The 20147-nt window shown below is 32.7% G+C and carries 18 protein-coding genes; 9 read left to right on the top strand and 9 right to left on the bottom strand.

Going from position 1 to position 20147, the window contains the following annotated elements; translation table 11 throughout:
- Positions 1-458: 458 nt before the first annotated feature.
- Positions 459-1139 (bottom strand): DUF4294 domain-containing protein, encoded by a 681-nt coding sequence (locus tag CHB81_RS19995; RefSeq protein ID WP_089353609.1) that lies wholly within the window; start codon positions 1137-1139, stop codon positions 459-461.
- An 81-nt stretch (positions 1140-1220) separates the two neighbouring features.
- On the opposite strand from CHB81_RS19995, the gene CHB81_RS19990 reads away from it, so the two are divergent.
- The 8 genes from CHB81_RS19990 (at position 1221) to CHB81_RS19955 (ending at position 12022) form a co-directional block, all read left to right on the top strand.
- A complete protein-coding gene (locus CHB81_RS19990) occupies positions 1221-2309 on the top strand; it encodes a M42 family metallopeptidase (RefSeq protein WP_089353608.1) in 1089 nt (362 codons plus the stop codon).
- A gap of 60 nt (positions 2310-2369) precedes the next feature.
- Positions 2370-3050, top strand: a complete 681-nt coding sequence (locus CHB81_RS19985) for a response regulator transcription factor (protein WP_089353607.1) — start codon at positions 2370-2372, stop codon at positions 3048-3050.
- On the top strand, positions 3047-4408 hold the full coding sequence (locus CHB81_RS19980) for a HAMP domain-containing sensor histidine kinase (RefSeq protein WP_089353606.1): 1362 nt from the start codon (positions 3047-3049) through the stop codon (positions 4406-4408). Before CHB81_RS19985 ends, CHB81_RS19980 begins: the two co-directional genes overlap by 4 nt.
- Positions 4409-4492: 84 nt before the next feature.
- Positions 4493-5740: a TolC family protein gene (locus tag CHB81_RS19975; protein ID WP_089353605.1), complete on the top strand. Its 1248-nt coding sequence runs from the start codon at positions 4493-4495 to the stop codon at positions 5738-5740.
- A 10-nt stretch (positions 5741-5750) separates the two neighbouring features.
- Entirely contained in the window at positions 5751-6836 is a 1086-nt protein-coding gene (locus CHB81_RS19970) for an efflux RND transporter periplasmic adaptor subunit (protein ID WP_089353604.1), read from the top strand.
- Between the two features lie 4 nt (positions 6837-6840).
- A complete protein-coding gene (locus CHB81_RS19965; RefSeq protein ID WP_089353603.1) occupies positions 6841-8037 on the top strand; it encodes a carbohydrate porin in 1197 nt (398 codons plus the stop codon).
- A 147-nt stretch (positions 8038-8184) separates the two neighbouring features.
- A complete protein-coding gene (locus CHB81_RS19960) occupies positions 8185-11283 on the top strand; it encodes an efflux RND transporter permease subunit (protein ID WP_089353602.1) in 3099 nt (1032 codons plus the stop codon).
- Between the two features lie 136 nt (positions 11284-11419).
- A complete protein-coding gene (locus CHB81_RS19955; RefSeq protein WP_089353601.1) occupies positions 11420-12022 on the top strand; it encodes a DUF2238 domain-containing protein in 603 nt (200 codons plus the stop codon).
- Positions 12023-12179: 157 nt separating this feature from the next.
- Here CHB81_RS19955 and CHB81_RS19950 read toward each other — a convergent pair whose 3' ends face one another.
- Positions 12180-12560: an ankyrin repeat domain-containing protein gene (locus CHB81_RS19950; RefSeq protein WP_089353600.1), complete on the bottom strand. Its 381-nt coding sequence runs from the start codon at positions 12558-12560 to the stop codon at positions 12180-12182.
- A 356-nt stretch (positions 12561-12916) separates the two neighbouring features.
- Here CHB81_RS19950 and CHB81_RS19945 point away from each other — a divergent pair, with 356 nt between their 5' ends.
- Positions 12917-13456, top strand: a complete 540-nt coding sequence (locus CHB81_RS19945) for an SRPBCC family protein (RefSeq protein ID WP_089353599.1) — start codon at positions 12917-12919, stop codon at positions 13454-13456.
- 61 nt (positions 13457-13517) lie between these two features.
- Here the strand turns inward: CHB81_RS19945 and CHB81_RS19940 are convergent, their stop codons facing one another.
- The 7 genes from CHB81_RS19940 to CHB81_RS19910 all read right to left on the bottom strand — a co-directional run bounded on the left by CHB81_RS19940 (position 13518) and on the right by CHB81_RS19910 (position 20030).
- Complete coding sequence (locus CHB81_RS19940) at positions 13518-13898, bottom strand: ankyrin repeat domain-containing protein (protein WP_089353598.1); 381 nt, start codon at positions 13896-13898, stop codon at positions 13518-13520.
- A 360-nt stretch (positions 13899-14258) separates the two neighbouring features.
- Entirely contained in the window at positions 14259-15212 is a 954-nt protein-coding gene (locus CHB81_RS19935; protein ID WP_089353597.1) for a phosphoribosylaminoimidazolesuccinocarboxamide synthase, read from the bottom strand.
- Between the two features lie 217 nt (positions 15213-15429).
- Entirely contained in the window at positions 15430-17778 is a 2349-nt protein-coding gene (locus CHB81_RS19930) for a prolyl oligopeptidase family serine peptidase (protein WP_089353596.1), read from the bottom strand.
- A gap of 114 nt (positions 17779-17892) precedes the next feature.
- Positions 17893-18087 carry a hypothetical protein gene (locus CHB81_RS19925; protein ID WP_089353595.1) on the bottom strand — a complete coding sequence of 65 codons (195 nt, stop codon included), beginning with the start codon at positions 18085-18087 and terminating at the stop codon, positions 17893-17895.
- A 128-nt stretch (positions 18088-18215) separates the two neighbouring features.
- Positions 18216-19049 carry a Cof-type HAD-IIB family hydrolase gene (locus CHB81_RS19920; RefSeq protein ID WP_089353594.1) on the bottom strand — a complete coding sequence of 278 codons (834 nt, stop codon included), beginning with the start codon at positions 19047-19049 and terminating at the stop codon, positions 18216-18218.
- Between the two features lie 139 nt (positions 19050-19188).
- Positions 19189-19551 carry a DUF1801 domain-containing protein gene (locus tag CHB81_RS19915; RefSeq protein ID WP_089353593.1) on the bottom strand — a complete coding sequence of 121 codons (363 nt, stop codon included), beginning with the start codon at positions 19549-19551 and terminating at the stop codon, positions 19189-19191.
- Complete coding sequence (locus tag CHB81_RS19910) at positions 19548-20030, bottom strand: hypothetical protein (RefSeq protein WP_089353592.1); 483 nt, start codon at positions 20028-20030, stop codon at positions 19548-19550. Before CHB81_RS19910 ends, CHB81_RS19915 begins: the two co-directional genes overlap by 4 nt.
- Positions 20031-20147: the final 117 nt, after the last annotated feature.

Below are 20147 nucleotides of genomic sequence, written 5' to 3'. Positions count from 1 at the left end.
TTAACTTTTGAAGTTTTCTACCCTTTGTGGGAATTTGGATGTTTTCCGGGGTTTTATGTGGTTTTGCCGCCAAGGCGCTAAGGTTGCTCTTTCTTTTTTTATCAGAGTTATTGGGGTTTGAAAAGTCTCTGAGCTCGTTTCTTTGCTGGTTTTTATCTCGCACAAAGACGCAAAGGCGCTAAGTTTTCTCTTTTGACGGGTTTGTTTCTTATGAAAACTACTGCCCTAGCCCCGATAGTAACGGAAATCCTTTTGCTTTTTAAAGGAAAAAGCAAAAGATTGTAGTGCATAGCGGGAAATAGCTCCTAATCTTTATTAAATTCCAAAATGCTTCTCCCGAAGCCTCGGGACGCTTACCAAATAACTCCTTCTTATATATAGGGACAAAAATAAACCCGACAGGTTTTGAAAAACTGTCGGGTTGGGAAATGAAATTGTTCCTTATATATAAGGAGTGATTATTTTTTGGGTTGCGTTTTTGCTTTTTCTTCCCAGAAATTCATCAGATCGTTGTAATCTACAGGATTGGCGGGTTTCTGATTAATTAATCGGCCGGAGTCAAATGCGCGCTGAAGTATGGTTTCTATTAAATAGTCTTCGTTTACTTCATATGGCTTGTATTCTTTCTTTAAACTTATATCAAACAAATTGGCGGTTGTATTAGAAACAAAGGCTTTGAATTCGCTTTTTAGGGTTCGAATTAATTCATACGTTGTAATTCCGGTTTGTCTGTTGATTAATTTTACCAAAATCTGACCTTGTCTTCGTGACAGTTTCTTTAATCTGTCTTCGAATTCATTATTAAGGTAGTCTTCAACGATTTTAAAATACTTTTTCTTTTCGCGATTGGTTTTTAAACGTGCCATTCCCTGATTTAGCGCAGTCAAACGATCTGCTGCCAGTTTAGCATAAGGATATACTTTATAAACCCGATTTTGAAGGATCAAAAATTGCTTTTGTGCTTCGGGATCTAGCTTTTCTTTAGAAATGATAATCTCGGGCAATTCAATCGTATCGTTTAAAATAGAATCATTCTCGGTTAAAACATAGCCCATTTCCTTATTTGGTTTGGGAGTAACCTGAGCTTGGCTTGCATACGAAATCAGTACAAAGAATAAAATAATGTAGGTAAATCTCATTGAGTCATAATTTAAATGTAAAATTATATATTTATACACAACTCTAATACCAAATTTATAAATTAGCAAAAAAATATTTTTATGAGTACTAAATCTATCTTAAAAGATACCTCCCTTGCTTTCCTGGAAAGCTACCTAAATAACGCCTCACCGACTGGTTATGAGAGTGAAGGTCAAAAACTTTGGATGAATTATTTAAAGCCTTACGTTGATACTTTTATTACTGATACTTACGGAACAGCGGTTGGAGTTATTAATCCTGATGCACCTTTTAAGGTTGTAATTGAAGGTCATGCCGACGAAATTTCCTGGTATGTAAACTATATTACGGATGACGGTTTATTGTATGTTATTAGAAATGGTGGTTCTGATCACCAGATTGCACCTTCTAAAAGGGTTCATATTCATACTAAAAAAGGAATTGTGAAGGGTGTTTTTGGATGGCCGGCAATTCATACAAGATTACGTGATAAGGAGGAAGCTCCAAAAATCAGTAATATCTTTATTGATTTAGGCTGTGAAACCAAAGAGCAAGTTGAGGCAATGGGTGTTCACGTGGGTTGTGTAATTACATATCCTGATGAGTTTATGATTTTGAACGAGAATAAATTTGTTTGTCGCGCAATTGACAATAGAATGGGCGGTTTTATGATTGCCGAAGTTGCTCGTTTATTAAAAGAGAACAAAAAAACACTTCCATTTGGTTTATACATTGTAAATTCGGTTCAGGAAGAAATAGGTTTACGTGGTGCTGAGATGATTGCTCAAACAATTAAACCAAACGTTGCTATTGTGACTGACGTTTGCCACGATACCACTACTCCAATGATTGATAAAAAAGTAGAAGGCGATCTTAAAATGGGGAAAGGTCCTGTTATTGCTTATGCACCTGCGGTTCAAAACAGACTGCGTGATTTGATCATTGACACTGCTGTAGAAAACAAAATTCCGTTTCAGCGTCATGCTACTTCAAGAGCGACGGGAACTGATACTGATGCTTTTGCTTATAGCAATGGCGGCGTGGCATCGGCATTGATTTCTTTGCCTTTGCGTTATATGCATACAACAGTAGAAATGGTTCATAGAGAAGATGTCGAAAATGTGATTCAATTGATTTATGAGTCATTATTGAAGATTGAAAACAATGAAACTTTTTCTTATTTTAAATAAAAACAAGATCCAAAACATCAATTCGGTTATTTCGATAGCCGAATTGATTTCAAAAAAAATATGAAAATACTATTACTCGAAGACGATTTTACTTTATCCAAAGAAATCTCGGCATTCTTTACTTCAAAAGAATTCGAGTGTGTCCCTTATTATGATGGTTCTTTATTACTAAAGAAATATTTTCCTTATGAATATGATTTAGTCATTCTGGATATAAATGTTCCTGGGATAAATGGAATTGACGTTTGCAAAGGAATCAGGGAGGTCGATAAAAAGACGCCAATAATTATGCTCACTGCTTTTAGCGAAATTGAAGATAAACTTGCTTCTTTTAATAATGGTGCAGATGATTATTTAGTAAAACCTTTTCATTTTGAAGAATTATACGCTAGAATTTCCTCTTTATTAAGACGAAAAGAAATTCCGCAGCAAAGTGAGAAAAAAATATTGATTCAGGATTTAGAGATTCTAGAAGATGATATGAAGGTTTATCGCTCTGGCGAAGAAATAAAACTTACTCCAAAGGAATTTAAACTGATTTTGATTTTGGCTCAAGCCAAAGGAAAAGTATTGTCTAAGCAATTTATTGCCGATAAACTTTGGGATTATCATATTGAAACTAATCAGAATACTATTGAGGTTTATATTAACTTTCTAAGAAAAAAAATCGATAAAGACCACGAAATAAAACTGATTCGGACCAAAATTGGTTACGGATATTATTTAAGCGATCAGGAATGACATTAAAAAACAGAATATCATTATTAGTTAGTCTATTGTTTACAATCCTTTTTGGATTGGCTTCTACTTTGATATTTGTTTTATATTCTAATTTTAGAAAAGAAGAATTTCGTGATCGACTGGAAATAAAGGCACTTTCGAACATTAAACTTTTGGTGAATGTAAAAGAAGTCGATGATCAGCTTTTGAAAATAATCGATCAAAATTCGATCAATAAATTGTATAATGAGAAAACATTGGTATTCGATTCTCATTACAAACTTATTTACAGTAGTATTGATGATGCCAGAATCAATTGGTCTATTGATGATTTAAAATACCTTAAAAAACACAAGACTTTCTTTAAACAACAAGGAAACTACGAGGTTTATGGTGTTTTTTATGATACTAAAGACCGGGATTTTTATGCTTTAATATCGGCAACTGATGATTATGGAAAGCGAAAACTCTTATTCTTAAGATATACTTTGGTTATCTCTTATATCTTTTTTACTTGTATTTGCTGGGTTTTAACTTCTTTTATGGTTAAAAAGGCTATGAATCCGTTGAGCGCTTTTCATCAGAAAATAAAAAACATAAACGAAAATAATCTCGATACCCGTATTGAATCAAAAAGTAATAAAAACGAAATTGACCTGATTGCAAATGAGTTTAACTTTATGATGGACAGGATTGAAGTTTCGTATCAAAAGCAAAAAGAATTTACAGCACACGCTTCTCATGAGCTTAGAACTCCTCTGTCGAGAATTACTTCACAGATAGAAAATGTTGTAGCTGATCCCAATACTTCTGTAGAAAGGAAATCGTTTTTAAAAACAATTTTATCTGATGTGAATCAATTAACAGAACTAATCAATTCATTGCTTGTTCTGTCTAAAATTGATAACAAAAACTACGAAAACAATGAAGTTCATCGCATTGATGAAATTATTTTTTCGGCAATCGAAACTTTGAATAAAAGCTTTCCGGATTTTGTTATTTTATTTGAAATCGAAGAAAATGACAATTTAGATACCGCATTAGAAATCAAAGGAAACAAAAATTTATTAGAGATTGCTTTAAGTAATGTTTTAAAAAATGCTTGTGTCTACTCTGACAATAAACAAGCAAAAGTTAAAATAAGTACTGATAATGAACATCTTATTATATCAGTCTTAAATACTGGAAAAACTTTAAGTGAAACGGAACAAAAAAATCTCTTTCAACCCTTTATGCGTGGCGAAAACTCTAAAGGAACTTCAGGTTTTGGGCTTGGTTTGCGTATTGTTCAACGTATTTTAAATCTTCATAGCGCCACCATAACCTACACGGTTTCAGATATTAACACGAATTTATTTCAGTTATTTTTTCATTTATAATTTATTTTAAGGTATTTTTAAGGTAGAATTTAAGGTGTCTTAAAGTCTGCTGATAGCATATTTGTATAAAATAAATTTGATACAATGAGAAAACTATGTGCATTACTATTGCTTGTATTGTTCAATCAAGCAATTACAGCTCAAAAAACAGTCACACTTCAGGATTGTGAGAGCCAGTTTCTTAAAAAGAATCTTTTTTTGTTAGCATCTCAGTATAATATTGATGCTTCGAAAGCACTAACCATTCAAGCCCGAATTTGGGACAACCCCACAATTAGCGCAGAATTAAACGCCTACAATCCCGAAAGGAATCAATATTTCGATATTGGAAAGGAAGGTCAAAAAGCATTTGGTATCGAACAGCTAATCTATTTAGGCGGAAAAAAACGTAATGAAGTAAAACTCGCTCAAACCAATGAACAATTGGCTGAATTGCAATTCAATGATTTATTGAGAACTTTAAAACTGCAATTACGAAAAAGTTTTTATACTGTTTATTACAACACCAAGAATCTTGAAACTACAGACAAGCAAATCGCACATATTGAAGATTTGATTAACTCCTACTCTGTTCAGGTTCAAAAAGGGAATATTCCTCTGCGAGATTTAGTTCGTTTGCAGTCTTTGTATCTCAATTTTAAAAATGAGCGTATGGAAGTTGTGAATGATAATATCGAAGAACAAGCTAATTTGAAATTATTACTGAACGAAACAGAAACGGTAGTTCCAAATGTTTCTGATACGGAGTTCAATAAATACTTAAAAGCACTTCCTTTTGATTTAAAGTCTTTTGAAAGTGATGCAATAGCAAGTCGTCCTGATTATTTAGCCAAACAAAAAGAGATTGATGCAAACACTTTAAACGTAAAATGGCAAAAATCGCTTTCTATTCCGGACATTACTGTTGGTGCAAACTATGATCAACGAAGTGGTGCTTTTAATAAAGAAGCCAATCTGACACTTGGAATTCCGTTGCCGCTATGGAATAAAAACAAAGGAAACATCAAATACGCTCAGACAATTCTGGAACAATCTAAAGTCGACAAGCAAAACTTTGACTTGCAATTGCAAACTGATATTACTTCGGCTTGGAATAAATGGGATGAATCCCGCAAAAACTATGTGGTTATAAAACCAACTGTTAATTCGGATTTTGAAGCTGTTTACAATGGAATGCTAAATAACTTTCAAAAACGAAACGTCAGTTTATTAGAATTTACAGATTTCATGGAAAGTTACAATCAGGCTTCGATTCAGGTAAATGAATTAAAGAAAAAAGTAGTCCTTTCAGGCGAAGAATTAAACAGTACAATCAACAAAGACTTATTTTAAAACTAAAAAGATGAAACATAAACTAATCATAGGAATTGCAATCGTAAGTCTGTCTTTTGCAAGCTGCAAAAAAGAAGTTGAAAATCCAGATACAAATGCCTCGTTTGCACTAAGTGATGCAATGCTAAAAACGACTACAATGGCTGAGGCAAAAAATCAGCCAGTAAAAAATCAATTGAGTTTTTACGGAAAAATCACGGCTGACAATAATAAAGCCATAGATGTTTATCCGCTTGTTGGTGGAAGTGTTATAAAAGTAAATGTAGAACTTGGAGATTATGTAAACAAAGGACAAGTTCTGGCAACTATAAGAAGTACTGATATTGCTGATTTTGAAAAACAATCGATTGATGCTAAAAGTGATTTATTGGTTGCAAAAAACAGTTTAAAAGTCGCTCAGGAATTATTTGACGGCAAGCTAAACTCTGAAAGCGATGTTCTTCAGGCAAAATCAGAAGTAAACAAAGCACAATCTCAGTTAAATAAAATTCAGGAAACATATAAAATCTACAATATTAAAGCGGGATCGATTTACGAAGTAACGGCGCCAATTAGTGGTTTTATTATTCAAAAAAGTATTAATCAGGATATGCTTTTGAGAAGCGACCGATCTGAAAACATTTTTGATATTGCAGAGATCAGTGAAGTTTGGGCAATGGCAAATATTAATGAAATGGATATTAATAAAGTGAAACTAGGAATCGATGCCGATGTTACTACTTTAAGTTATCCTGATAAAGTTTTTAAAGGAAAAGTAGATAAAATATTCAACGTGATTGATCCGGAAACTAAAGCTATGCAGGCACGTATCAAATTACAGAATCCGGGATATATGTTGAAACCTGATATGAATGCAAGCATCAAATTGTCTTTTAATGAAGATAAATCACTGATTGCAATTCCTAGTAAAGCAATTGTTTTTGATAAAAGTAAAAACTTTGTAATGGTTTTTAAAGATCGTCATAATATCGAAACCAGACAGGTTGATGTTTACCGGGTTGTTGGAGATACAACCTACATTTCGAACGGTTTAAAGGAGAATGAAAAAGTTATTACCAACAATCAGTTATTTATTTATCGCGCTTTAAACGACTAGCAAGATGGAAAAATCTGTAAATATTTTGAGTTTTGCAACGTTGTTTTTTTCAGCGCTATCATTTTCACAAGAAACAGATTCGATACGAAAATATAGTCTGAAATTTCAAATGACTTCTATTTATCAATATCATCCTGCTTTTCATGCCGATTATTCCGGAACAAATAGTATGCATCCTGAAGAGGAAAGTGCATTATCATTAACGTCAACTTTATATCTTGATGTTCCACTTTGGAAAGGTGCTACGGCAACTTTTAATCCCGAAATGTCAGGAGGAGAAGGTTTATCGCAAGCCAGAGGATTAGGAGGTTTTCCTAACGGAGAAACTTTTAGAATTGGAGATACCAAGCCTGTTGTTTATGTAGCGAGAATGCTTCTGGAACAGAAATTTCAGTTAAAAAATAATAAATCGTTGCAATTGGTTTTTGGGAAGTTTGGTCTATCCGATTATTTTGATAATAATACGTACTCACATGATCCCAGAACACAATTCCTGAACTGGTCATTGATGACGCATGGAGCCTGGGATTATGCTGCAAATACTCGAGGATATACAGATGGATTATATGCTAATTATCAATTTGATACCTGGCAAATAAGAGGTTCTTTAACTGCTTTGCCGACTACTGCAAATGGTCCAAATGTCGAATTTAGTTTTAAGAATTCGAATGCTGTAAATGTAGAAATTGAAAAACAAATAGTTTTCAGCAATAACGATACCAGCAACATTAAATTATTAGGTTTTAGAAATGTTGCCGGTATGGGAAATTATGACGAGGCAAATTCAAATTTCACTACAATTCCGGATATTAAAAGTACAAGGCAAAATGGTCGTACAAAATATGGTGTTGGTTTAAATATGGATTATACACATGGCGATTCCTGGGGGCTTTTTGGGAGAATAAGCTATAATGATGGAAAAAATGAAACCTGGGCATTTACAGAAATTGACAGATCAGCACAATTAGGCATTAATCTGAAAGGAAAAATGTGGAACCGGAAAGATGATTTTGCAGGAATTGCAGTAGTTGCCAACGGATTATCAAATCCGCATAAGGAATACCAAAAGCTGGGCGGAAATGGATTTATGATTGGTGACGGAACTTTAAATTATGGAATAGAGCAAATCGTAGAAGTTTTTTATTCCTTTTTAATCCCTAATACTCATTTTGGCTTTCACCGGATTATCAATTTGCCATGAATCCGGCTTATAATAAAGACAGGGGTCCGGTTCAATTTCTGGCATTACGTTTTCATACCGAGTTCTGATAAGACATACCAATAAGAATATTTAGAACGAGAATATTCAATTAAAAAATAAAATTCATCATTAAAAAGACTTTTTAAAATGAACAAATTCATAAGAAACATTATTGCTTTTTCGCTTAAGAATAAAGCATTCACCTTTTTCTGGGTAGGAATATTGGCCGTTGCGGGATTTATTTCTTTTAAAAACATGCCTATTGACGCTTTTCCTGATGTAACCAATACTCAGATTATCATTATCACACAATGGAATGGTAAAAGTGCCGAGGAAGTAGAGCGTTTTGTAACCTCTCCTATTGAGATTTCAATGAATTCCGTACAGAAAAAGACGAGCGTTCGTAGTATTACCATGTTTGGTTTATCTGTAATCAAAATTATTTTTGATGACGGCGTTGATGATACTTTTGCACGCCAACAGGTAAATAATTTATTAAAAAATGTTTCACTTCCAGATGATGTTGAACCAGATGTTCAGCCGCCTTACGGACCAACTGGAGAAATTTTCAGATATATTGTAAAAAGTGACAGTAGGGATAGTAGAGAATTATTGACGTATCAAAACTGGATAATTGACAAACAATTACGTTCTGTTCCTGGTGTTGCCGATTTAAATGTATTTGGAGGTCAGGTAAAAACTTATGAAGTTGGAGTTGATCCAATCAAACTTGCCAAATATAATATTACGCCGCTACAGGTTTATAATGCTGTAAATGCCGGAAACTTAAATGTTGGCGGAGATGTAATCGAGAAAAACGGACAAGCTTTTGTGGTTCGTGGTGTTGGTCTTTTAAAATCAATTCCGGATATCGAAAATATTATAGTTGATGATGCACACGGAAATCCAATTTTGGTAAAAAATGTTGCTTCTGTGTACGAAAGTTCGATGCCTAGAGTTGGTCAAACCGGAATTGGCAAAAATGATGATGCTGTCGAAGGGATTGTTGTAATGCGTAAAGGCGAAAACGCTCAGGAAACACTGGCATTAATCAAAGCTAAAATCCAGGACTTAAACGATAATGTGCTTCCAAAGGATATAAAAATTGAGACATTTTACGATCGTGATAACTTGATGAATTTCACGACCGAAACTGTAATGCACAATTTATTCGAAGGAATTATTCTGGTTACTTGTGTCGTATTTCTTTTCATGGCAGACTGGAGAACAACTTTCACCGTTTCGATTGTTATTCCGTTATCGTTGTTATTTGCCTTTTTATGCCTTAAAATGATGGGAATGAGTGCGAACCTACTGAGTTTAGGTGCAGTCGATTTTGGTATTATTATAGATGGTGCCGTCGTTATGGTCGAAGGATTATTTGTGGTACTCGATCGTCGAGCGCATCAACTTGGAATGACTGCTTACAATAAAATTGCAAAAGGTAGTTTGATCAAAAAGACCGGAACTGAAATGGGTAAAGCCATCTTCTTTTCTAAATTAATCATCATCACTGCTTTATTACCTATATTTTCATTTCAGAAAGTTGAAGGAAAAATGTTCTCTCCCCTAGCCTATACTTTAGGATTTGCCTTAATGGGAGCTTTACTTTTTACTTTGACATTGGTTCCTGTTTTGTCTCATATTCTTTTAAATAAAAATGTAAAAGAAAAACATAATCCGTTTGTGAATTTCTGGGACAGAATCGTTGGTAAAGGTTTTGCGTGGACATTTAAACATAAAGTAAAAACGCTAATTGCTTCGATTGCATTATTGGTGGCGGTTTTCTTCTCGGCAACTTTTCTGGGAACTGAATTTTTACCTCAATTAAATGAAGGTGCTTTATGGGTTACTGCCGAATTGCCAATGAGTACTTCATTACCGGAAAGTGTAAAAACAGCTTCGATGATTCGAAAAGATCTGGAAAGTTTTCCCGAAGTAAAAAATGTACTATCTCAAACTGGTAGAAGTAACGACGGAACCGACCCAAATGGTTTTGGATTTATCCAGCTTCAGGTAGATTTAAAACCTAAATCTGATTGGAGACGAAAAATCAATATGGACGAACTGATCAATGAAATGGATCAGAAGCTAAAAGTTCACCAAGGAATTACTTATAATTATTCACAACCTGTTATTGATAACGTAGCCGAATCTGTGGCTGGTTTTAAAGCTTCGAATGCTGTAAAAATATATGGAGACGATCTGGATAAACTAGATGAATTGTCTAATGAAGTTCTGGCAAAAATTAAGAATATTCCTGGGATAAAAGACGTCGGAATTCTTAGAAACGTTGGTCAGCCAGAAATTAGTGTGATTTTAGATCGAGAAAAAATGGCTGCTTACGGAGTTACTTTAAGTGATGCACAAGCCGTTTTGGAATTAGCTTTTGGAGGAAAAACAGCTACTCAGAAATATGAAGATGAGAAAAAATTTGATGTAAGGGTTCGTTTCTTAAAAGAATATCGAAAAGACGAAGTCGATCTTGCCGAACTTAAAGTGCCAACAATAAGCGGCGTAAAAATTCCATTAAAAGAAATTTGCGATATTAAAACCGTTACAGGACCTGCATTTATTTACAGAGATAATACAAAACGTTTTATTGGAGTAAAATTCTCTGTTCGTGATCGTGATTTAGGAAGTACAATTGCCGAAGCTCAGAAAAAAGTAGCCGAACTAAAAATGCCTACAGGTTACACAACAGGCTGGACAGGAGAATTTGAAAATCAAATTCGCGCCAGTGCACGTTTGGCTCAAGTAGTTCCAATAAGTTTAATTGGGATCTTTGTTCTGTTGTTTATTTTGTTCGGAAACATCAAAGATTCATTATTGGTTTTAGCCAATGTTCCATTTGCCGTAATTGGAGGAATCATTGCTTTGCATCTTACAGGAATGAATTTTGGAATCTCGGCAGGAGTTGGTTTTATTGCTTTACTCGGAATTTGTATTCAGAACGGGGTTATTCTAATTTCAGAATTTCATCATAATCTCAAGGCAAAATTTACGCTCGAAGAATCCATTTTCATGGGAGTAAAAGCAAGAACAAGAGCCGTAGTTATGACCGCATTAATGGCATCGATAGGTTTAATGCCGGCAGCAATTTCAACAGGAATTGGTTCTGAATCACAAAAACCTTTAGCAATTGTTATTATTGGAGGTTTGGTTACAGCAACGATTCTAACCTTATTGGTTTTCCCAATCTTATTTTGGGTATTCAACCGCAAAAAAAATGTAAAAATTGAATAAAATATTTAAGATAGATTAATTTGTTAAATTAATTTGATTCGGTTAAAGAAAAAGCATCATTATTTTTAATGGTGCTTTTTTGATTTCATTCCCCTAAGTTTGATATCTTGCATAGCATCAAAGTAAAACCTTATTTATGAAATACATCTATTCCTTAATCTCCATTTTTCTACTTTCTTTGTTGCTGTCTATTATAAATCCAAAAGAAGGATTTACTTGTTTTCTGGAAATAATTCCGGCAATTATAGGCTTTTTAGTTTTAGCTTTTACTTTTAAAAAATTCCGATTTACAAATTTCACCTATACGCTAATATTGCTACATTGCATCATACTTTTCATTGGCGGACATTATACGTATGCCGAAGTTCCGCTTTTTGACTATATCAAAGAGCTATTTCATCAAAGCCGAAACAATTATGATAAAGTGGGTCATTTTGCACAAGGATTAGTTCCTGCAATGATTATCAGAGAACTTTTTATACGCAAAGAAGTAATTAACAATAAAAGCTTTTTCAACTTTATTATTGTTTGTATATGTTTAGCAATTAGTGCTACATATGAATTTATTGAATGGTTTGTTTCTCTTGCAACCGGCGACGGTGGAGACGCCTTTTTAGGAACTCAGGGATATGTTTGGGACACACAATCTGATATGTTGTTTGCAACGATTGGGGCAATTACAGGATTAATTGTATTCTCCAAAATTCAGGACAATCAAATTAAAAAAATAAATTTTTAATCTTTTGTAATTCACTATTTACTGAATTATACAAGAAGAAAAGTAGAATAATATACGTTTCTGGTAACTACTAAAAATAAAAACGACCTTCTGCTCAAGGAAGGTCGTTTCAATTACTAACTCAAAACTCTTTTAAACTTTTAGCTCAAAAACGTTTTTATTTTAAATCTTTTAATATTGCAATTGCATCTGTTGCATTAGATAATTGTGCATATTTTAAGGCAGTGTATCCTTTGTCATTTTTATCGCTTGGACGTGCGCCGCTAGCTAATAATACTTTTAAAATTTCTACTTTGTTGTAACGTGCCGCAGTCATTAAAGGTGACATGTCTTCAGATATCTGATTTACATCAGCTCCATACTCAATAAATTTTTTCACGATTTCAAGATCTCCTTTGCTAACTGCAACGTTTAATGGAGATACAAAAGATCTTGTAAATTCAACTCCGTTTTTCACAACTAATTTGTGATTTGATGCCATTGAAACATTTGCAAATGCTACTAAAGCTACTCCTAAGATAATTACTGATTTTTTCATGTTGATTGATTATTTAATTGATTGATAATGATGATTTTTAATTTCTATGTAAATGTACTTCTATTTTTGTATTATGCAATGCAAGGTACCATGTTTTAACTAATTCTTAACATTCAGTTAATAAAAGGGTTACATTTTAAAACTTTACGTTTCCAAAATCTTAACTTGCTTTTATAATAGACGCAGCAAACTTTAAAATGTTACAGTAAAATCGAAAAAAATATAAAAAAATTCATCAAAAAATTTTAAACCCAACAAATTCAATGCTTTAGTTTTTTAACTTTACTGTAAAATGAAAGCAAAAAAGAAGTTCAACTAAATCATTAACCCAATTTTTAACCCTAAAACTTTAGAAAATGATAATCATCAAAAGAATTCTAGTCGTGCTTATCCTAATTGTGGCAATAGTATTGATTGCAGCGTACTTTATGCCAAAAGATTATGCGATACAAAGAGAGATTACAATAAACAAACCTGCTGATAGTGTTTTTAATTATGTAAAATATTTAAAGAACCAAAATCAATTTAGTGTTTGGGCTAACATCGATCCAAAAATGAAATCTACTTACAAAGGAACTGATGGAACTGTAGGTTCAATATCGGCTTGGGAAAGTAATATAAAGGAAGTTGGTGTTGGCGAACAAGAGATTACAAAGATAACCGAAGGAAAACGTATTGATTTTGCCTTACGTTTTAAAAAACCAATGGAGGATACTGCAGTAGGTTTTATGTCTACAGAAGCAATTACAGCGAATCAAACCAAAGTAAAATGGGGAATTAATGGTGTTTTCCCTTATCCTATGAATATCATGATGCCAATGATGAATATGGATACTATGATTGGGAAAGATTTGGATAAAGGTCTCGAAAACTTAAAAGCACAAATGGAGAAGTGATTAATCAACTACATCTAATAAAAAAGCATCATTAATTGTAATGATGCTTTTTTGATACACTCTATTTTAATTTTTTCAAAATAGCAATAGATTCATGTGCTTTTGCGTACTCTGCGTAATCTAATGCTATTAAACCTTTTTCATTCTCTAGTGAAGGTTTGGCTCCATTTGCAAGCAAAATTCCAATGATTTCAAATTTATTAAACCGTGCTGCCAACATTAAAGGCGACATGTCTCTGGACAACTTATTTACATCGGCTCCGTATTTAATGATTTTTTTAACATTTTCAATGTCTCCCTCACATATTGCATAATGCAATAGTGATGTTTCATAAGTACTAAAATTAATTTGATTTTTTACAGATAACTTCCGATTAAAAGCTTCTGATACATTTGTAGATATGACCAGAGCCATACCCAAAATAATTACTGATTTTTTCATGTTGATTGATGATTAAGTGATTGATGATTGATATTAAAATTAAATTAATGCATTTTGTTGTTTTTAAAATTCTTGACTACCTATCTATAGTAGACGGCTAAATAATCAAAAACGTTACACTTAAAAGTAAAAGATTATAATAAAAAAGTGCAAAACATTAAAAACCAACACATTAAACTTTTTTTTTAGTTTAAATATTCTTTAAATCATTTTCAAACAAAATATAAGAATCATTGTAAAATTTAATAATATAGATTTGAAAAAGAAAATGCCTTGCTATTATAGATACAAATAGCAAGGCATTTTTTATGTTTTTATAATGTTCATGGTTTAAAATAGCTTTTTTAAACCTGAAAATTACTATTTAGAAGTAAGATACTCCACTACATTTTTCTCGATACGCTGATCAATATTAGCAATATCAGCTTTTACGAATTTTTCTCCTAAAATATTTTCAAATAACTCGATATATCTCTCAGAAACTGATTCGATATAAGCTTCTGTCATATCAGGAATTTGTTGTCCTTCCTGTCCTTGAAAACCATTTTCGATCAACCAACGACGTACAAATTCTTTTGATAATTGTTTTTGCTCCTCCCCTTTTTCTTGTCTTTCCTGATATCCGTCGGCATAGAAATAACGAGATGAATCCGGTGTATGAATTTCGTCAATTAAAACAATAACACCATCTTTAGTTTTCCCGAATTCATATTTAGTATCTACCAAAATTAATCCGCGGCTTGCGGCAATTTCAGTTCCTCTTTGAAACAAAGCATGGGTATATTTTTCTAAAACAAGATAATCTTCTTCAGAAACGATTCCTTTAGATAAAATATCCTCACGAGAAATATCTTCATCATGAGAACCATTGTCTGCTTTTGTAGTAGGCGTAATAATTGGTTCCGGAAATTTATCGTTTTCTTTTAAACCTTCTGCCATAGTAACTCCGCAAATTTGTCTTCTTCCGGCAGCATACTCACGTGCAGCATGACCTGAAACATAACCACGAATAACCATTTCTACTTTAAAAGGCTCACATAAATGTCCAACAGCTACATTTGGATCCGGAGTTGCAATCAACCAATTTGGAACAATATCCTGAGTTAACTCCATGAATTTTGTTGCAATTTGGTTTAAGATTTGCCCTTTATAAGGAATTCCTTTTGGTAAAACCACATCAAAAGCCGAAAGTCTATCCGTTGCTACCATTACTAAAAGTTCGTCATTAATGTTGTAAACTTCTCTAACTTTTCCGCGGTAAACTGATTTCTGATTTGGGAAATTGAAATTTGTAGTTGTAATTGTATTACTCATTATCCTAGTGTTGTGTTGTTTTTAATGGATGCAAATTTAAAACTAATTAAAATAAAAAAGAATCTATTCAGATTCTTTTTTAGTCGCAGTATCAGATTTCAGTTTTCAGTCTCAGTCTTTGCGTGAGCTTTGTCAAAATTTAAAACTTTGACAAAGCTTTACTGGTGTTTTCAAAATACTCTATGAACTGTTTTGCACTGTGACTGAGACTATAAACCTATTTCTTAAGAAGTGTAGAATTAAACAAATTTAAAATTCTGCTATATTCGTCAATCCAGGAATATGTTTCTTTAAATCCATGTGATTCTACAGGAAACGAAGCAAGAGTCCAATTCTTTTTCTGCAATTCTATAAAACGTTGCGACAGACGTACGATATCTTTATATTCAACATTATCATCCACCATTCCGTGTAGCATAACCAAATTTCCTTTTAAATTATCGGCAAAATAAATTGGTGAGCTTTTCTTATAAGCCTCAGGATCAGTCTCAGGAAAGTTTAAAATATTTCCGGTATATCCATGATTATAATGTGCCCAATCTGTAACGGAACGTAAAGCAGCACCCGAAGTAAACTCTCCAGGAGTCGTTAACATTCCCATTAAGGTAATAAAACCACCGTATGAACCACCGTAAATCCCTACTCTATTAGCGTCGATTCCGTATTTCTCCACCAAGTATTTTTTCCCGTCAAGCTGATCAGACAAATCTTTTCCTCCCATAAAACGGTAGATTCCAGTTCTAAAATCACGTCCATAACCGTCGCTTCCTCTGTAATCAATATCCAGAACTGTATATCCTAAATCTGTCAACAAATTATGGAACATATATTCTCTGTAATAATTGCTCCAAAAATTATGTGCGTTTTGTAAATAACCTGCACCATGAACAAAAATAATGGCTGCTTTATTAGTATTCTCCGCTTTTGGCACATACAATCTTGCGTTTACAGGAGTTCCGTCTTGTGCTTTAAAAGTAATTACTTCCGGTTCTCTCCATTTATATTGTTTGAAACTTTCAGAAGTCGAAGAAGAAATTTGCTGTAAAGCTGTATTCTTTTTATTGTCGGCGATGTAGAAATCCCACGGAATATTTTTATAAGAATAACGTACTAAAAGTGATTTTTCATCTGGAGAAACTACTACTTCATGTGCGCCGTCTTTAGTTAAAATGGGTTCTAAAGCACCTCCAATAGACGATAGTTTATAGAAATTTCTATTTCCCGGATGCGTTGTATTTGTAGTTAAATAAAAATTCTTTTTATCATTTGATAACGTTACATCACGAACTTCCCAGTTTCCATTTGTCAATTGTGTTTTCTTATTCGATTTTACATTGTAAGTATACAAATGTGAATATCCCGTAGCTTCAGACTGGAAATAAATCGTTTCATTATCTGCTAAAAAACCAAGAACCCCTGACTCAAACGAATACGATGGAATTCCCGGACCTGCAATCCATGCATCATCGTGTTGATGTTCGATTTCTTTAAAAGTTCCATTTTCAAGATTTAAACTCACCAACCATCTGTCTTTATTATCCTGACTTCTAATGTCAACAATTGTCAAAGATCCATCTTCGTTATAAATTGGTGCCTCAGTCGTAATTAACCTGTCTTCTTTGGTTTTATTTTTTAAATTATCATAAGATTCATAATACTTTGGTGTATCCTGAATATGGCTTAAAGCCGAAAAATTAACGTAATAAACGGTATCTTTTGCTACAGAATAAATTCCGAATTTTGTTTTTAGCAGATTTGCTGTAGAAACTTTTTCTTTGGTATCAGGAGTTTGATTATAACCATCATCTGTTATAAAAACTTCCATTTTCTCTTTTTTGACATCCGATTCTTCAATCAAACTAAAAGTGACAAAATTTCCATTTGGATTTGCTTTTTGATTGTAGAAACTGTCTTTACCATAAAAATATTCTTTGGCAAAATCAGATTTAACAGCTTTGCTTTTCGCAAGATTCCACTGTTTTTTTGCTTCCTTATCTTTAATGAATTGAAATAATTCTTTTTGTTGCGCAACCAAAAACGAATCTTTATCTGAAGTTTTCTCTTTTTTAGTTCCTTTACTGAAGTTTGTTATTTGTACAACTGTTCCCTCTTTGGCGTTATATTTAAAGATATTCTCGTTCTGTTCAAAAAATACCACTCCTGCCGTTGTACCTAATTCAATATTTGAAATTGGCGTACTTTGCTGAAAGATTTTTTTAACTGTTTTTGTAGAAATTGAATAAGAATACAAACCTCCGTTATCGATATAATAAACTACATCTGAAGTTGGTTTTCTTTTAAAATCAAGTTTAGAAAAAGCGGCTTCTTTTGGCTCGACCAAAACTGGTTTTGCTGCTCCTTTCTGCCAGGAATAAGTGCTCGTGCCTAAATCATTGGTTGGATTCCACTCAAAATAAACTTTTTTACCATCCAGAGACCAGCGTCCGTCTGTTGGTTGATTTCCAATAAAGGAATCGCCTTTCATTATTTCTTCTAACTTTAATGTTTGGCTATTGCCCGATATCGAAAGAATAAAAAAGGCAAGAATAAAAATGTTTTTTGTCATGGTATCGTTTTTTGAGAAAACAAAAATACACTTTGAAAATTATTAAAAAAATGTATTGGCAATTTGCTTTAAAAATCCTTTAACAAATTGTTTGTTTTAACCCAAAAAGAGGTTCTATTTAAAATCTGAAGCTTCGTGTCTCATCGGTTTTATAGCATCGTTTAAATTGCTTAAAGTTGTGCTTTCAATTCTTTTTATGTAATCAGTTGTACTAATATAAATTTGTCCGCTTGCTTTTTCAGGAGCCATTGGTGCAAAAACGGGGAAAAGCAATACAATTCCTGAAACTAATTTTCTTGATTTTATCAAGAATCTCTTTTATCGATTTTAGATTAATAAAAAACTGCTAATCATTGTATATACAATCAATTAGCAGTTTATATAATTATAATTTTCTTATCAATAATCAAGAAAAACTAACCCTGTTTTACTTAGGATTAACTTGTTGCAAATTCTTTATTTAATATTCTTGATGATATATATTTTGCAACACCGTCTTCGGCGTTTGTATTAATAACTTCTAACTTCGGTAAAGTCTCTTTAAGTAATGCAGGAGCATTTCCCATGATTAATCCTTTACCTGTTAAGGATAACATTTGAACATCATTAAAACCATCACCAAACGAAATTGCTTCTTCCAGAGAAAATCCTTCTTTTTCAAGAACACGCTCAATCGCAACTGCTTTATCTATAGATTTGTCCATAAATTCCAGACAAGTTGGCAAACTAAAAGCATGATGCAGGTTTTCTGAAGAATTAGCTAAAATTGCATCTTTCAGCACTACTAATTTTTCGTGGTCATCGTGTGCAAAAAATATTTTTATTGCGCCAAAATCTTCCAGTGTTTTATAATCCACTAATTCTGGACGATATTTTAATTCCTCTTGAAAAGCATTTAGTTTCTCACTTATTCTATTGGTTTGCCAAACATTCTCTTTGAATAAAACAACCGTAATTTCAGGGTCGATTTCTACATTTAAAGCTGCTTTTACAACTTCACTTTCTAGGTTAAAAGCGAAAAGTTCTTCTTTATTTGGCGAATGAATTCTCGCTCCATTTGAACTTACCAAATAAACCGGAACTTCCAGTTTTTCGATAATTGCCATTGCGTCAAGATGATGACGTCCTGTAGCTACAACGATAAGATAATTTTGATTGTGAAGTTCCTGAAAAACAGATTTAGTATAATCAGATATTTTGTGCTGTGGGTTGAGTAAAGTTCCGTCTAAGTCACTTACAACAACCTTTATATTCTTAAGTTTCGAAGTCATATTAAAAATCAAGTATTTATGATTGGCAAATTTACGGCTTTACCCTTACAAGAACAAAGATTGAAAGCCTTAAACGCCTAAATTACTTGAAGTTTATTATTTATTTAACTATTACGTTAAATATTATATTAAAGCCATTTTAAACCGCTACAATTCCTAATTTATATAAATTTATCGCTTTCTGAATAATCATTTCTATTTGCTTTAAAGGCAAATCCTCATTACTATTCAGCATCATGACTTTCATTCTCGAGCGATTTTCCTGAATCAGAAAAGGCTCTTCAAAATGTTTTCCTTCAACAATTCCGATGTAAGGTTGTTTGAGCTTTTTATGAATCCACAAATAGCAAAACATTTTTCCTTTGTAGCAAAAAAATGGCATTCCGTATTTTAAAACATTTGAAATGTCTTCGTCTTGTTTTAGAATAATTTCTTTTAATGCAAGAAACATCCCTTTTACAGGTTCTTCTTGTTTTAAATAGAAATCATCCAGTTGTTTCATTTTTTAGTTTTTGGAGTTTTAGCAAAACTTATTTTTAACTTATCAAGACATTTAGAACTAGTTTTGCTTTTATAAATCAAAGAATCATTTTTGATGTAAAACTTCTCTTTAGTAATAATAACATACGAAACATCAATCTCAGGTATACAGCCGGGTATCGTGGTTGTTATTTTATTCTTCTCATTAGAAACATCGCAATCAGAAAAAGTAGAAACATTGTAGCATTCTTCCATTTTTGAACTGCTTAATTCTATGGTATCTCCAATTATTTTCCAAGTTCCGTTAGAGAAGCCTGTCCAATTGCTGTTTCCGCGATTGTATAAAAATGTATTATTATCGAGTATTTTTATAATTGTTTTATTCTCGGCTTTAAATCCGGTATCATACCAGGTTCCAACAAAATTTTTCGGGCTACTTTCTGTTTTCTTGCAAGAAATAGAAAAAATAAGAACTAATAAACTCAGTGTTTTTATTGTCATCAATTAAAATTTTAATTTTCAAATTTATCAAAAAAAATATTCGTTTTCTACATAATCTAATAAGATATGTAGAAAACGAATATTAATAAATGTCAAATCACATTTCACGATTTACAT

Origin of the sequence: Flavobacterium sp. ov086 (assembly GCF_900187965.1) — a bacterium.
In the GTDB taxonomy this organism is placed as follows: domain Bacteria; phylum Bacteroidota; class Bacteroidia; order Flavobacteriales; family Flavobacteriaceae; genus Flavobacterium.
This window is presented reverse-complemented; position numbering and strand designations above follow the sequence as displayed.